The 14,337-nt window shown below is 64.8% G+C and carries 12 protein-coding genes; 2 read left to right on the top strand and 10 right to left on the bottom strand.

Translation table 11 applies throughout. The features are described from left to right. Positions 1 to 66 precede the first annotated feature (66 nt). The 7 genes from ELS24_RS15530 to ELS24_RS15500 form a co-directional block, all read right to left on the bottom strand. Positions 67 to 1,236, bottom strand: coding sequence for an alpha-hydroxy acid oxidase (locus ELS24_RS15530; RefSeq protein WP_127184653.1), 1,170 nt, complete (start codon positions 1,234 to 1,236; stop codon positions 67 to 69). Between the two features lie 191 nt (positions 1,237 to 1,427). After that, entirely contained in the window at positions 1,428 to 2,300 is an 873-nt protein-coding gene (asd, locus tag ELS24_RS15525) for an archaetidylserine decarboxylase (protein ID WP_127184652.1), read from the bottom strand. Positions 2,301 to 2,410: 110 nt separating this feature from the next. Beyond that, the gene (locus ELS24_RS15520) at positions 2,411 to 4,042 is read right to left on the bottom strand and encodes an ATP-binding cassette domain-containing protein (protein WP_083447187.1); all 1,632 of its coding nucleotides are present in this window, start codon (positions 4,040 to 4,042) and stop codon (positions 2,411 to 2,413) included. Positions 4,043 to 4,280: 238 nt separating this feature from the next. Beyond that, the gene (locus tag ELS24_RS15515) at positions 4,281 to 5,162 is read right to left on the bottom strand and encodes an HpcH/HpaI aldolase/citrate lyase family protein (RefSeq protein WP_127184651.1); all 882 of its coding nucleotides are present in this window, start codon (positions 5,160 to 5,162) and stop codon (positions 4,281 to 4,283) included. 36 nt (positions 5,163 to 5,198) lie between these two features. Next, a complete protein-coding gene (locus tag ELS24_RS15510) occupies positions 5,199 to 5,915 on the bottom strand; it encodes a response regulator transcription factor (RefSeq protein ID WP_050444702.1) in 717 nt (238 codons plus the stop codon). Positions 5,916 to 6,268: 353 nt separating this feature from the next. Beyond that, positions 6,269 to 6,754: a hypothetical protein gene (locus ELS24_RS15505; RefSeq protein WP_050444703.1), complete on the bottom strand. Its 486-nt coding sequence runs from the start codon at positions 6,752 to 6,754 to the stop codon at positions 6,269 to 6,271. A gap of 66 nt (positions 6,755 to 6,820) precedes the next feature. Next, complete coding sequence (locus tag ELS24_RS15500; protein ID WP_127184650.1) at positions 6,821 to 7,420, bottom strand: GNAT family N-acetyltransferase; 600 nt, start codon at positions 7,418 to 7,420, stop codon at positions 6,821 to 6,823. Between the two features lie 107 nt (positions 7,421 to 7,527). On the opposite strand from ELS24_RS15500, the gene ELS24_RS15495 reads away from it, so the two are divergent. Then, positions 7,528 to 8,766, top strand: coding sequence for an NAD(P)/FAD-dependent oxidoreductase (locus ELS24_RS15495; protein WP_127184649.1), 1,239 nt, complete (start codon positions 7,528 to 7,530; stop codon positions 8,764 to 8,766). A gap of 56 nt (positions 8,767 to 8,822) precedes the next feature. On the opposite strand, the gene ELS24_RS15490 is transcribed toward ELS24_RS15495, so the two are convergent. Beyond that, positions 8,823 to 9,956: a 3-deoxy-7-phosphoheptulonate synthase gene (locus tag ELS24_RS15490; protein ID WP_127184648.1), complete on the bottom strand. Its 1,134-nt coding sequence runs from the start codon at positions 9,954 to 9,956 to the stop codon at positions 8,823 to 8,825. Between the two features lie 328 nt (positions 9,957 to 10,284). Between ELS24_RS15490 and ELS24_RS15485 the strand changes: the two genes are divergently transcribed. Continuing rightward, positions 10,285 to 11,502, top strand: coding sequence for an EAL domain-containing response regulator (locus ELS24_RS15485; RefSeq protein ID WP_050444706.1), 1,218 nt, complete (start codon positions 10,285 to 10,287; stop codon positions 11,500 to 11,502). 67 nt (positions 11,503 to 11,569) lie between these two features. Here the strand turns inward: ELS24_RS15485 and ELS24_RS15480 are convergent, their stop codons facing one another. Together ELS24_RS15480 and ELS24_RS15475 are read right to left on the bottom strand one after the other, a co-directional pair. Beyond that, positions 11,570 to 13,192, bottom strand: coding sequence for a mucoidy inhibitor MuiA family protein (locus tag ELS24_RS15480; protein ID WP_205736995.1), 1,623 nt, complete (start codon positions 13,190 to 13,192; stop codon positions 11,570 to 11,572). A 166-nt stretch (positions 13,193 to 13,358) separates the two neighbouring features. Next, the gene (locus ELS24_RS15475) at positions 13,359 to 14,270 is read right to left on the bottom strand and encodes a LysR family transcriptional regulator (RefSeq protein ID WP_050444707.1); all 912 of its coding nucleotides are present in this window, start codon (positions 14,268 to 14,270) and stop codon (positions 13,359 to 13,361) included. Between the last annotated feature and the right edge of the window lie 67 nt (positions 14,271 to 14,337).

Here is a 14,337-nt window from a genome sequence, read left to right as displayed (position 1 = left end):
GCAGGGGAACCGCCATTCTATGCCGCGCCACCGTGCCTGACCGCGTCCGCTTGAGCAACAGGCCGGTCAGTGGCCGACCGGCCCGTCACGCCATAGCAAGCCAGCGTTCATTTCCCGCACGTTGTTGATGCCCAGCATTGCCATGTTGCGGTCGACTTCCGCGCGCAGCAGGTTGATGGCGTGGGCCACGCCTGCCTGCCCGCCAAGCGCTGCCGCATAGTTGAATGGCCGGCCTACGAACACAAAGCGCGCGCCCAGCGCCAGCGCCTTCAGCACGTCGCCACCGCGCCGCACGCCGCTGTCCATCATCACCGTCATGCTGCCCGCCGCGTCGACCACGCCAGGCAGCGCACGCAGCGGCGAGATAGCGCCATCCAGTTGGCGCCCGCCGTGGTTGGACACAATGACGCCATCGGCGCCATGCTGGCGCGCCAGCGCCGCGTCTTGCGGATGCAGGATGCCCTTGATGATCAAGGTGCCCGGCCATTGGCGGCGGATGCGCGCCACGTGTTCCCAATCAAGGTGGTCGCGCGCGGTGAAATCGCGCAGCACGGACGCGGACACGATGGGCGCGCCGCGCGTGGCGAACGAATTTTCAAAGTGCGGCATGCCCTGGGCCAGCAAGGTCCGCAGAAAGGTGCCCGCCAGCCAGCGCGGCCGCGTCAGGCCGTCCCAAGCCAGGCGCAGGCTGGGCTTGAGCGGCGTTGAAAAGCCGGTGCGCACATTGTTTTCGCGATTGGCGGACACGGGGATGTCCACCGTCAACACCAAGGTTTCATAGCCGGCACGTCGAGCACGCTCAACCAGGGCGTCGATTTTTGCGGGATCGCCCGGCAGATAGGCCTGGAACCAGGTGCCCGGCGCTTCGCGGATAACGTCTTCCAACGGGATCAAGGATGTGCCACTGAGGATGGCAGGGATGCCTTCGTCTCGCGCGGCGCGGGCCAGCACCACGTCGCCCCGGTACGCCGACAAGGCGCTGATGCCCATGGGCGCAATACCGAACGGCGAGGCGTAGCTTTGCCCGAAAATTTCCGTGCGTTGCATGCGGCGTGACACGTCGACCAGCACGCGGGGTGTAAAGCCGTATTGGGCGAAGGCGCGGCGGTTGTCGTGCAGCGACTGGTTGTCTTCCGCGGCGCCCGCCACGTAGCCGAAGATCGGCCGGGGCAAGCGTTTGCGCGCGGCGGCTTCGAAGTCATCCAGACAAAGCAGGCGGGCAAGCGCGCGCGGCACGGGGGCGGCGGCGCGGGTGGTCGGCGTGCTGGCAGGCGGGGGGCGGGCAGGGCGTTGGAAGTCATGGCGGGCCGGTAAAAGCCCGTAATCTAACAACCCTTTTTTATCGAAGAAAGCGAATAGATTTCGAAATGCTTATTCGCTTTTTGGAATAATGATGTTTGCGTCGTGCAAGCACCCTCAGACGCGGGTCAAGGCTGAGCTACAGGCAAGGCCAGCAGTTCGCCCATGCGGACGGGACCCAGCACAGACGGCGTATCCGCCCAGCGGATCTTGTCCGGACCAAACAACACAATGGCTGTCGAGCCCAGCTTGAAGCGGCCCATTTCCGCGCCTTTTTCCAGATGGATAGGCGCGCGCGCCGCGGCGTCATAGCGTACCGATTTCACGCGGCGCTTGTACGGTGTGACCAGGCCCGCCCAGACCGTTTCAATCGACGCGACGATCATCGCGCCCACCAGCACCACCGCCATCGGTCCGAGTTCGGTGTCGAAAATGCAGACCACGCGCTCGTTGCGCGCGAACAGGCGCGGCACATTGCGGGCGGTCAGGGGGTTCACCGAAAACAAACGGCCCGGCACATGCACCATTTCGCGCAGCGTGCCGGCCACCGGCATGTGGACGCGGTGATAGTCCTTGGGCGACAGATAGACGGTGGCGAATTCGCCGCCCTGGAACGGCGCGGCGCGTTCCACGTCGCCGCCCAGCAGATCAACCAGGCCGTAGCTGTGGCCCTTGGCCTGGAAGATGCGCCCTTGCTCGATGGCGCCCAATTGGCTGATGGCGCCGTCGGCCGGACAGAGCACCGAACCGGGTTCGTCGTCGAGCGGGCGCGCGTCGTCTTTCAGTGCGCGAGTGAAAAAGTCGTTGAAGCAGTCATAGGCCAACGGGTCTTCTTGCACGGCTTCGCGCATGTCCACGCCGTACTTGCGGACAAAGCGCGAAATCATCCAATTCTTGACCGCGGGTTCCCGGCAGTCGGAGGCGTACCCGAAGAAGCGCGACACCAGGTGATGCGGCGCAAGATACTGGCTGGCGAGAAATAGTTGGTCTTTGATCGTCATCTACGAGCGCTGAAAAAACTCGTCCCGCGTACAGCGGGACGGGGTTGAAGGTTGCCGTGCAAGCGACGCACCGAGGGCGCCTGCCGGCAATTCGCGGGATTGTAACGCGGTCAGGCGGCTTTGGCGGCCAATTTGGTTTTGTAGAGCCAGTCTTTGTAGTCGTCCAGGTCGCCGTCGAACGGTTTGACGACGCCGTCGGCCACGATGATGAACTCGTCGGTGGTGGCGCGCAGCAAGTGGCGGTCGTGCGAGACCAGCATCAAGGTGCCTTCGAATTGCGCCAGCGCCGTGGTCAGCGCCTCGCGCGTTTCCAGATCCAGGTGGTTGGTGGGTTCATCCAGCAACAGCAGGTTGGGGCGCTGCCAGACAATCAGCGCCAGCGCCAGGCGCGCTTTTTCGCCGCCGGAGAAAGGCGCGATGGAACTGGTGGCCATGTTGCCGTTGAAGTTGAAGCTGCCCAGGAAGTTGCGCAGCTCTTGCTCGCGCACGGTGGGCGCAAGCTTCATCATGTGCCACAACGGTGATTCGTCGTGACGCAGCATTTCCACCTGGTGCTGCGCAAAGTAGCCGATGGACAAGCCCTTGTTGAACTGCGTGTCGCCGCCCAGCGTGGCCAGGTCGCCCGCGATGGTCTTGATGAACGTGGACTTGCCCGCGCCGTTGATGCCCAGGAGGCCGATGCGCTGGCCGGCTTGCAACGAAAAATTGATGCCCGACACGATGATCTTGTCGGACACGGCCTGCGTGTCTTCGTCTTCCACGCGGTAACCGGCGCTGACCTTGTCCATGGTCAGCAAGGGGTTGGGCGCGCGCAGCGGTTCGCGGAATTCAAACGAGAACTCGGCGGCGGCGCGCAGCGGCGCCACTTCTTCCATGCGGGCCAGCGCCTTGATGCGGCTTTGCGCCTGGCGCGCCTTGCTGGCCTGGGCCTTGAAGCGGTCAATGAACGATTGCAGGTGCGAACGCTGTCGCATCTGCTTTTCCATCATGCCTTGCGCCAGTTCCAACTGGGCGGCGCGCTGGCGTTCGAACGAGGAGTAGTTGCCCGAGTAGCGCTTGAGCTTGCGTTCGTCGATATGGACGATGACGTTGACCACGCCGTCCAGGAAATCGCGATCGTGCGAGATGACGATGAGCGTGCCCGGATAGCGCTTGAGCCAGTCTTCCAGCCAGATGATGGCGTCCAGGTCCAAGTGGTTGGTGGGCTCGTCCAGCAGCAGCAGGTCGGACGGGCACATCAGCGCTTGCGCCAGGTTCAGGCGCATGCGCCAGCCGCCGGAAAAGCTGGTCAGCGGCAGATGCATCTGCTCTTGCGTGAAGCCCAGGCCGGTCAGCAATTGTTCGGCGCGCGAATGCACGGTGTAGGCGTCGGCATCGGCCAGCGCGGCGTAGATGTCGCCCATGCGCAAGCCGTTTTCGGCGCTTTCGGGTTCGGCTTCCAACGCCGCCAGTTCCGCTTCCAGCTTGCGCAAGGTGACGTCGCCGTCAATCGCGTATTCGATGGCGGGGCGGTCCAGCGCGGGGGTTTCCTGCGCCACGTAGGCCATGCGCCAGCTTGACGGGTAGTCAAGGTCGCCCTGGTCGGCGTGCAGCGTGCCGCGCAATAGGCCGAACAGGCTGGACTTGCCGGCGCCATTGGCGCCGATCAGGCCGATCTTGTCGCCGGGGTTCAAGAGCAGGTCGACCTTGTCGAGCAAGGGCTTGACGCCACGCATGAGTGAAACTTGTTGGAAGCGGATCATGAATCTTGGGGCAGGGGGTGGCGCGGCAGGCGCGCGGCGAGGCTCCCGCCACAAGGCGCGGCGCAAAAAAGGGAACCGGATGGTTCGCGCGCTCAGCCATGACACAGCAGGCGGACATCGGCGCGAAAAGGTGAAGAGACACGCTCCAGGCAAGGGGCGTCGTCCAATCGTGGGCGGTATTGTACCGGGCCGCGCGCATTGGCGCAGGCGAAGGCGGTTTTTCGGGTGGGGCGAGCCCCTATTCAGTGCTCGTGCCGGCCGAGATGGCGGCGGCCAGGGCCAGTACGCGTTCGGCCTCTTGCGCATGCAGGTTTTCAACCAGCGCGCCATCCACCACGGCCACGCCCTGGCCGGCGGCCTGTGCCTGGCGCCAGGCGTCCAGACGCTTGCGAGCCAGGGCCAGTTCGCTGTCGGTGGGCGCAAACGCGGCATTGGCGGCGGCGATCTGCTTGGGATGGATCAGCGTCTTGCCGTCAAAGCCCTGGTCGCGCCCTTGTTGGCAGGCGGCGGCATGGCCCGCGTCGTCGTTCAAGTCCAGGTGTACGCCGTCCAGCACCGCCAGGCCGTAGGCGCGCGCGGCCATGACGGCCAGCGAGCGTGCCAGCAGGGTTTCTTCACGGCCGGGCGTATGGCGCGCGTGCAGGTCTTTGACCAGGTCGGACGTGCCCACCACGATGACGGCAAGGCGCGGGTGGCCGCCGGCAATGGCGTCCAGGCGCAAGAAACCCAGCGGCGTTTCCGCCATGGCCCACAACGGCAGGTCAGGCGGCGCGCCAGCGTCGTCCAGCGCGCGGGCCAGCGCGTCCAGTTGGGCGGCGGATTGCACCTTGGGCAGCAACACGGCATCGGCGCCGGCTTGCGCAATGGCGGCAACGTCGTCCTGGCCCCAGGGGGTGTCCAGCGCATTGATGCGCACGATGCACTCGCGGTGTCCGTAGCCGCCTTGCTTCAAGGCCGCGGCGACTTGCGCGCGAGCCTGCGCCTTGGCGTCGGGAGCGACCGCGTCTTCCAGGTCCAGGATCAGCGCGTCGGCATCCAGCCCGCGGGCCTTGTCCAACGCGCGCGCGTTGGCGCCTGGCATGTACAGAACGGAGCGGCGAGGACGGATGGCAGGAGGCATGGAAAAAAGGGGGGAACGAGAGGCGGGGAAAGAAAATCAGGGTTTGCCGCTGCTGACGACCTGGACAGGCGTGGTGCATACGTAGCCAACACCATACACGGTGCGGATGCCCAAATCACCGGCAGCCTGCGCACGCAGTTTGCGTCGCAGGCGATGCATGTGCGCGTCCAGCCGATGCGTGTCGTAAGCGTCCACGCTGGCGCCCAGGGCCTCGACCAGGCGGCCGCGCGACAAGGGCAGCGGCGCCGCCTGGATCAGCGCGCCGATCAACCGGCTTTCGGTATCGGTGATGTCCACGCACACCTGCCCGGGCGACACCAGCGTGCGCCGCGCGGGGTCGAAGCGCCAGGTGTGGCCACCGGCATCGTCGGCCTCTGCTGGCACGACGCGCAGCCGCCTGGACAGCGACACCAGGGTGGCGCCCAGTTCGGCCAGATTGACGGGCTTGGTCAGGTAATGGTCGGCGCCAAGGCTCAGGCCCGACACTTTGTCTTCGCTGAGCAGGCGGCCGGTCAGCATCACGATCCCCATCGATGGATAACGGGTGCGCAACTGCGAGATACGGGTCAGCGCGTCGCCATCTGGCAGCATGGCATCCAGCACCAGGATGCCCGGCGTCACGGACAGCATCAGTTGATCCAGTTCGGCCAGCGAGCCAGCCGTCAGGATGGCTTTGTCCAAGCCCAGGTCCTGGATGTACTCGACGATCGTGTCGCGCCAGTCGCCGTGATCATCGACAACGATGATCGTCACGACGCAGTCTCCGCCCGCGGTTGCTCACGACGCGATTCAAGGGCAACCACGATTTTCGCTCCTGACATGCTACGGGTTCGGTTTTGAGATAAGCCTTCGCTTGCGCGGGCACAGGCCAGACGTTGGAACGGAGAGAAATGTTTCGTATCGTTGATGCCTGCGGAGAATATCACTATCGATGTCGCGGCGGTGCAGCACGCCGTCCGGATGCCATCCAGGCCGGCGGCAATTTGTGCCTGATCAAACATTGCGCAGGCCGTACCGCGTCCTCGGAAGGGCCGCATGACGCGCATCGGCGTGGGCCTTATCCACAGAAATTGTGGATAAGGCCCACGCGTCTGGCTCCATCCGATTTATGTAGGCAGATATTCGACGGGCACGCCCGCCGGCACCTTGCGCATGCGATCGCGTTCGATGCGCGCCGAGGCGAAACGCGTCTTGCGAGCGGCCGCGTTCTGCAACAACACCGACAGCACGGAGCCTTTGTCCTGGATCCATTGTTTTTTGCCGCGCAGCAATTTCATCGCACTCTCGGCGCTGCCCAGACGGTACGCCATGGCGTTGATCTGGACCTGGGTCTTGCCGTCGAACGTGGCCGGCTCCTGCTCGGTGATGGCGGCGGCATCCAGGTTGCTGCTTTCGTGGTCCACCCGATAGATGAACTTCAAGCCGCTGTGCGGATCTTGCGCCACGATGAGTTTGTCCGAGCCCGAAATATCGGAAAGCATGCCGATGACGGGGGACTCAACCAACTGGTTGCCCCGCTGTTCTTCGGTGTAGATGAAAATGCTATGGCGTGCAGCGGCGGCAGCGGCGGGAATGAGGGGAGAGCTATCCATACCTGACTTGAAAATGGCGTCCCGGACAACACTGTCCGGCGAGGAACAAGGAACCCGGCGCAAACCCTAGCGCGGCCACGCCAATCGCGCCAGCAAGCGTGATTTGACCGATGGCCAGTCCTCGTCGAGGATCGCGAAATAGATCATGTCCCGCGTGCGTCCCGATTGTGAAATCAGATGCTTGCGAAACACGCCTTCCTCGACCGCGCCAAGGCGCGAAATAGCCGCACGCGACTGGGTATTGCTCAGTTCCGTTTTGAAAACGATGCGTATGATACCAATTGTTTCAAAAGCGTGCCGAAGTAATAGAAATTTGGCTTCGGTGTTGGCGCCGGATCGTTGGCTGGCGGGTGTCAGCCAGGTGGCGCCAATTTCCACCCGCTTGTGCGCCAGCGCAATATCCATATAGCGCGTGGTGCCGATGATCTGCCCGGTGCTTTGCTGCACGATGACAAAGGGCAGGCAGGTGCCCGCCTTGGCGTCTTCAAGCGCGTGCGCCACGTAGCGCCGCATGTCGTCAACCGTTGCGATGGGTGCCGGCTGCAAGCGCCAGAGTTCGGGATGTAAGCCCACCAGCGCCAGCGCATCGGCATGGTGCGCGGCCAAGGGTTCCAGGCGCACGATGTCGCCATGGAGCGTGACGGGGTGCAGGGGCGGTATGGGCATGGCGTCGTCCAGAGGGCGGGCAAGGGTGGGCAAGCAAGGCGCGGGAGCGGCGATTCTACGCTGGCGCGCCCTTGCCGAACACGGGGGGCAGGCGCAGAATGCGGCGCATGAAAACAGACGTTGTGGTTCTGGGTGCGGGCATCGTCGGCGTCAGCACGGCGCTGCATTTATTGGCGCGCGGACGTTCCGTGGTGCTGCTGGACCGCCGTGGCCCCGGCGAGGAAACCAGCTATGGCAACGCGGGCCTGATCGAACGAGCCAGCGTCATTCCCTATGCCTTTCCCCGAGACTGGGGCAGCCTGTGGCGCTACGCACGCAACAACACGCCGGATGTGAGCTATCACGTGCGCTTTTTGCCCCGTGTTGCGCCCTGGCTGCTGCGCTATTGGTGGCATTCTTCACCCACGCGGCTGGCGCGCGCGGCCCAAGCGATGCTGCCGCTGATCGAACGCAGCGTGGCCGAGCACGACGCGCTGAAAGAAGACGCGAACATTTCGTCCTTGTTTCGCCGCACCGGTTGGATCGATGGCGTGCGGTCCGAGGCGGGGCTGGCGCGCGCGGTGGCGGAAGCCGAGGCGCTGGCGCCCTATGGCCTGAACTACCGGGTGCTGGATCGGCAGGCGCTGACGGCGCTTGAGCCGTCGCTGTCCGAGCGCATGGTGGGCGCCGTGCACTGGCTCGACCCCGTCAACGTGTCGGATCCTGGCGCGGTGACGCGGGGGTATGCGGCGCTGTTCCAGCAGCGCGGCGGGCAACTGCTGCGAGGCGACGCGCGCAGCCTCAAGTCGGTCGGCGTCCAAGCGTGGCAGGTGCAGAGTGATGACGGCCGCATCGACGCCCGCGACGTGGTCGTGGCGATGGGGCCTTGGTCACCGGATGTGTTGCGGCCCTTGGGTTACCGCATTCCCATGGCGGTCAAGCGCGGCTATCACCAGCATTTCGCGCTGGAAGACGGCGCCACGTTGACGCACCCGGTGGCGGACATCGACAGCGGTTTCGTCGTGACCCCAATGACGTTGGGTGTGCGACTGACCACCGGCGCGGAATTCGCGCCGCGCGATGCGCCGCCATCGCCAATTCAGATTCAGCGCACGCGGGCGCTCGCCAGCCAACTGTTGCCGTTAGGCGCGGCGGTCGAAAAGGACCCCTGGATGGGATGCCGCCCCTGCATGCCCGATATGCGTCCGGTGATCGGACCCGCGCCACGCCACGCCGGCTTATGGATGGCGTTTGGCCACGCGCATCATGGCTTCACGCTAGGCCCCGTGACCGGAAAGCTGCTGGCCAGCCTGATCACGGGCCAGGCGCCGGACATGGATCCGGCGCCGTATGCCTTGCGCCGCTAAGCCTGCTGCATCGCTGAGCGGCTTGCACAGCGGGGGCGGACTCAGGCAAGGGCGACTCAGGCGCGGCCGGCGGCAACTGCGCGGCGCTGACGCACCGCTTGCGCCAGCGTGTCCAGCACCGGTTCCGTCTGGGTCCAGCCCAGGCAGGCGTCGGTAATCGACACGCCATGGCGCAAGGGCTGCCCGGGCTTCAGGTCCTGGCGGCCTTCTTCCAGATGGCTTTCGATCATGACGCCGGTAATGCGGGCGTCGCCCCGCGAAAGCTGCGCGGCGATGTCTTCGGCCACATCGATCTGGCGCAGGTGCGACTTGTTGGAGTTGGCGTGCGAGCAGTCGATCATGACCTGCTCACGCTGGCCGGCGGCGCGCAGGGCGGCGCAACAGGCGTCGACGCTGGCCGCGTCATAGTTCGGGCCTTGCTTGCCACCACGCAGGATCACGTGCGTGTCCTGGTTGCCGCGCGTTTCAAAAATGGCGGCCATGCCCATCTTGGTCATGCCCATGAAGGCGTGCTTGGCGCTGGCGGCCACCATGGCGTCGGCGGCAATCTGCACGCCGCCGTCGGTGCCGTTCTTGAAACCCAGCGGGCAGCTCAGGCCAGAGCTTAGTTGGCGGTGGCTGGGGCTTTCGGTGGTGCGCGCGCCGATGGCGCCCCAGGCGATCAGGTCGGCGATGTATTGCGGGCTGAGCAGGTCCAGGAATTCGGTGGCGATGGGCAGGCCCAGGCCGCTGATGTCCAGCAACAGTTCGCGGGCACGGCGCAGGCCTTCGTTGATGCGGAAGCTGCCGTCAAGGCGGGGGTCGTTGATGTAGCCCTTCCAGCCCACGGTGGTGCGCGGCTTTTCGAAGTAGACCCGCATGACGATCAGCAGGTCTTGCTTGTGCTGGTCAACCGCGGCGCGCAACTGGCGCGCGTAGTCCATGGCCTGGCCGTGGTCGTGGATGGAGCAGGGGCCAACGACGATCAGCAGGCGGTCGTCACGGCCATGCAGCACGTCGGCGATCTCGGCGCGGCTTTTTTCCACCAGGGTCTGGATGGCGGGGGATACGGGTAGCTCGTCTTGCAGCAACGCAGGCGAAATCAACGGACGCACGGCGCTGATGCGGGTGTCGTCGGTGCGGGTGTTGTCTTGGGTGGAGTCGGCCGTGCCGACCTCGCGGTCGTGCTGGGGGTCGTCAATGCGGGTCAAAGGAGGCTCCGTGCCATCAATGCGCGGGGTTGCGCAAAAGGTGCTAGATGAGTGAATGGTCGCCATTATCGCACTGGCGGGGCGGGCCCGCCGCCATGCGGTTGCGTCCGTCTGGCTGAGCCGTTGGCGTTGCGGATCGACAACGGATCGGGGCAAGAGCGGGCAGGTGTTCTCAAAGCTACGCCTATCGGCGGGGAAATTGCCTTAGCCCTTTCTGCATGACGACAGATCGCGCGCGAATGCCGTAGCATGAACCCCCAGAAAACCAGCGGTTGCCCGCAAGGGCCCGCCCTATGAATAGCGCCCTATACATCAGGACGGAACCGTAATGCCCAAAACAGACGTTGGCGCCGCGCGACGGATTCTTCTGGTCGAAGATCACCCGGTCGAACGCGCCTACCTGCAGAACATGCTGCTGGCGTTGGGCTATCGGCGCGTGGCCGGCGTGGGCAGCAGCACGGAAGCCGTCAGCGCGCTGGGCCGCCAGTTCTACGACCTGGTGATCAGCGACATCGTCATGAGCGACGGCGACGGCACGCATCTGCCCAATGAATTGCGGCGTCTGGTGGACGTGGGCCGCCTGAAAAGCATGCCGCCCATCATCTGGATCAGCAGCCTTAGCGAAGAACTGCTGCAGTCGCATGTGCGCCTGGCGCTGCAGGCAGGCTGCCCCTCGGCACAGGCGCTGTCCAAGCCGGTGTCGCGCACGTCCATGCATCAGGCGGTCAAGACGGGCCTGGCGGCGGAGGACGTGGCGACGCCCCAACTGCAATCGATCCGCCGCGAAGTGATCGAAGCCGAACTGGGCCGCGCCCTGATCACGGGCGTGGGCATGAGCGTTGTGCTGCAACCGCAGATGAGCCTGTCCACCGGGCAGGTGGTGGCCGCCGAGGCCTTGTCCCGTTGGGATCATCCCGAACTGGGATCCATTTCCGCCGCTGATTTCGTGCCCGCCGCGCATCGTTTGGGCATGGATCGGATGTTGTTCCTGCGGGTGACGGATCGTGTGCTGGAAGTGCTGCAAACGCTGCACGCCGAGGATATCGCCGTGCCCATCGCCATCAACGCCTCGTCTTCGACGCTCTGCTCGCGCGACCTGCCCGCCGTATTGGAGAAGCGGGTTGCGCGGGCGGGGTTGCCGGCCCGGCTGGTGAAGGTGGAACTGACCGAGGACGAGCCGGTCAACGATTGGCTGGCGCTGTCCTCGGTACTAAACCTGTTGCGGGTGCGCGGCTTTGAATTGGCGATGGATGATTTCGGGGCCGGTATCGCGTCGATGCGGCTGTTCTCTGCCATGCCGTTTACCGAATTGAAGATCGACCGCGATTTCATCGTGCACATGCATCGCGAAGCCGCGTCGCGCGCGGTGGTGGCCGCTGCCATTGAAATGGGCCGCGTGCTGGGCCGTCGCGTGGTGGCCGAAGGGGTCGAGCAAGAGCGCGACCTGCAACTGCTGCGCGAATTGGGTTGCGACGTGGCGCAAGGCTATGGCCTATCCATTCCCTTGGAGCCCGACGCATTTATCGACTTCCGCCGCCGCCACTGATCTGGCGGCGGCGGCTTGGCAAGGCGGACATCGCCTGGCAATAGCCGCGCTGCCTGCCAATAGGCCCTTAAATACCCGACACCTCAATATCGCCCGGATAGTCCACCGAGAACTTCAGCACGGTTTCGCGGGACTTGCCCGGTTCCAGCTCCCATTCCCAGGCGAGCTTGCCGTCTTCTTCGCGCTTGATGTCGCGGTCGGCGGGCGACAGCAGCTTGACCACGATCTTCTCGTTGCGAGACACCGGCAGCCTGTCCTCGAACACCACCTGTTCCTTGGTGGCTTTGTTGTTCTTCACCGTGATCTTGTATTCGTAGGTCACGCGCTTGCCGCTGCCGGAAAACCCCGTGCTTTCGGTAAAGCGGTTGACCAACTGGCGCTTGATCGAGATGCCGTCGTCGGCGCCCATCGCCAGCTCGAGCTTTTCGCCCGGCATTACGGCCTTGAGTGAACTGCTTGCCACGAAGGCGTCGTCCAGGAACGTATTGAGCGCGCCGGCCAGGAACGGAAACTCGGTGTTGTTGTTGGCCTGGGCGGTCAAGAACACCGCTTCGCGCAGCGCGGGCGTGGACTGGTACTGCAAGGTGGCGGGCAGCTTGGTCGTGGTGATGGCCACGCGCTGCGAGGTGTTGTCGGACGCCAACGTGGTGGGGGTCTTGATCTGGAACGACGCGCTGGTGGCTTCGTTTTGCACTTGCGCGGTCTGCACGTCGACGGGTTCCGGCATCGCTTCGGCCATGGCGGCGTCCGCGTAGGCCTGGTTGCCCAGCAGCGGCGCGCGCTTTCTTGCCATTTCGCTGGCGATGGGGGCCGGCGCCGCGGCGGGGCGTGGCGGCGGCGGGGGCGCGGCCACGTCAATGATCCACGGCGTCAAGGCGGGCGCGCCGCCACCCAGGGCGGGGCGCGCGGTGGACAAGGTCAGCTTCACGTTGTTCCAGTCTTCGCCTGTGTTCTGCCGCACCACGCCGAAATAACCCAGCTCGACGCTGCGGTCGGCGGGACGCAGGCGCGCATCGTAGGCCGGCGTCCAACGCGCGCCGCCCACCGCATACGACACCGCCAGATCCACCTTGCCGGCGCGCGCCAGATTAACCCGTAACGTGACGGTCTTGCTGCGGCGGCTTAACTGGGTTCGCACGACGTTCAACTGGCTTTGCAACGCGGACAGTTCACGTTCCAACGCCTCTTTGCGTTCGGCAACCTGGCGCAACCCCGCCAAAGTCTTGCCCAAACTGTCGGCGCTAAGCGTCTGGATGGCCTTCAGTTCGTCCAGCGTCAGACGGGCGCTGTCCTTGGACGGCTCGGTGGCGCCGCGCTGCATCATCAGCACCAGCTCGCGCTGGTTCTCCAGCACGGCGGCCTCGTCGTCCAGGCCAGCCAATTGGCCTTCCAGTTTGCGTATCTGTTCCTGCAGGGCGCGGACGCGCTCATTGCTGGCGTCGGCTCTGAAGGCGTCACTCACCTTGACGTCCAGCAAGGCGGCCTGGCCCGTACTCTTGGCCGACACCTGAAGGGAATTCTCCTGCAGTGACGCCGGCAGGTTTTCAAGAACCAGTTCATGTTCGCCGGCCGCAAGCTCGCTGCTGGCGGAACGGGTCACCACCGCGCGGTCCTGATACACCGTTACCGCGCCGATGGCCGAGCTTAGCGCGGCGGCGGCGCTCAAGCCGGGCAGGGTTGCAAGGGCCAAGGCCAAAAGGGTACGTCGCACGGAGTCACCTATCAACAAGAAGAAAGGGGGAAGGGCCGAAGCAATCATCCGTCTCTCAGGGACGGATCATCGGTAGCGCAATGTACTCTTCCGCTGCCGGATCGGGTTTTACTGAACATGACAAACGCGACAGGGCAATACGCCACTATCCCTTGGCGGCGGGTTGGTCCGGATGGGCAAGTTGGCGCAGCATCGCAACAGCATTCCCGGCGGCGATGGACCGGTCGTGACGGCGGTAGGCCATGTCCAGCAACGCGTGCGGCGCGTCACCTTTGATGGGGCGGTATTCGATGCCCTCGGCCCCCATGTGCCGCATGGCGGCCGGGACCACCGAGATGCCGACGCCCGCCGCAACCAGGCTGACGATGGATGCCATCTGTGGCGCCTCCTGGATCACTCGCGGCGCAAAGCCCGCACGCTGGCAGGCCGACTGGATGGCGTCATACAAACCCGCGCCGATGGGCCGTGGGTACAGCACGAAATCTTCGTCGGCCAACGCGGTAATCGGCACGCTGCGGCGGCGGCTCAGCGCGTGATCCGGGGGCAGGGCGACCAACATGGGTTCGTCCAGCACGCGCTCGGACTCGAACTCCGGGTCCAGTAGATAAGGGGGCCGCACAAAGGCGACGTCCACCTCGCCCAGCCGCAGGCCGCGCAGCAAGGAAATGGTGTTGCTTTCGGTGAGCGTGACGCGCACGTCGGGGTAGCGGTCGCGGTAGGCGCGTATGGCGCGCGGCAGGTAAGGGTGAAAGACGGCCGACGCCGTGAAACCGACGGTAATCGCGCCGCGCTCGCCACGCCCCAGCCGACGGGCCGTATCGATGGCGCGGTCGGCGCTGGCCAGAATGGCGCGTGCATCTTCAAGAAACTGCGCGCCCGCCTCGGTCAGGTCGACCCCGCGCGGCAATCGCAGGAATAGCGGTGTGCCGATTTCGCGCTCAAGTTGTTGAATCTGCTGGCTTAACGGCGGCTGGCCGATGCCCAACCGGGCCGCCGCCCGCGTGAAATGGAGCTCTTCGGCCACAGCCGTGAAATAGCGCAGGTGTCGTAATTCCATCTTTTAAAAATATGGTGGGTGCAAGTTTCATATATTGGACATATGAAGGTGAAAAGTCTACTTTTCT

It is taken from the genome of Achromobacter spanius (genome assembly GCF_003994415.1).
In the GTDB taxonomy this organism is placed as follows: Bacteria; Pseudomonadota; Gammaproteobacteria; order Burkholderiales; family Burkholderiaceae_B; genus Achromobacter; species Achromobacter spanius_C.
This window is presented reverse-complemented; position numbering and strand designations above follow the sequence as displayed.

Bases quoted from the DNA above. Each gene is read 5' to 3' on its own strand.
- ELS24_RS15485 (WP_050444706.1), top strand. From the start codon at position 10,285: ATGCCCAAAACAGACGTTGGCGCCGCGCGACGGATTCTTCTGGTCGAA.
- ELS24_RS15505 (WP_050444703.1), bottom strand. From the start codon at position 6,754: ATGGATAGCTCTCCCCTCATTCCCGCCGCTGCCGCCGCTGCACGCCAT.
- ELS24_RS15495 (WP_127184649.1), top strand. From the start codon at position 7,528: ATGAAAACAGACGTTGTGGTTCTGGGTGCGGGCATCGTCGGCGTCAGC.
- asd (WP_127184652.1), bottom strand. From the start codon at position 2,300: ATGACGATCAAAGACCAACTATTTCTCGCCAGCCAGTATCTTGCGCCG.
- ELS24_RS15520 (WP_083447187.1), bottom strand. From the start codon at position 4,042: ATGATCCGCTTCCAACAAGTTTCACTCATGCGTGGCGTCAAGCCCTTG.
- ELS24_RS15515 (WP_127184651.1), bottom strand. From the start codon at position 5,162: ATGCCTCCTGCCATCCGTCCTCGCCGCTCCGTTCTGTACATGCCAGGC.
- ELS24_RS15500 (WP_127184650.1), bottom strand. From the start codon at position 7,420: ATGCCCATACCGCCCCTGCACCCCGTCACGCTCCATGGCGACATCGTG.
- ELS24_RS15475 (WP_050444707.1), bottom strand. From the start codon at position 14,270: ATGGAATTACGACACCTGCGCTATTTCACGGCTGTGGCCGAAGAGCTC.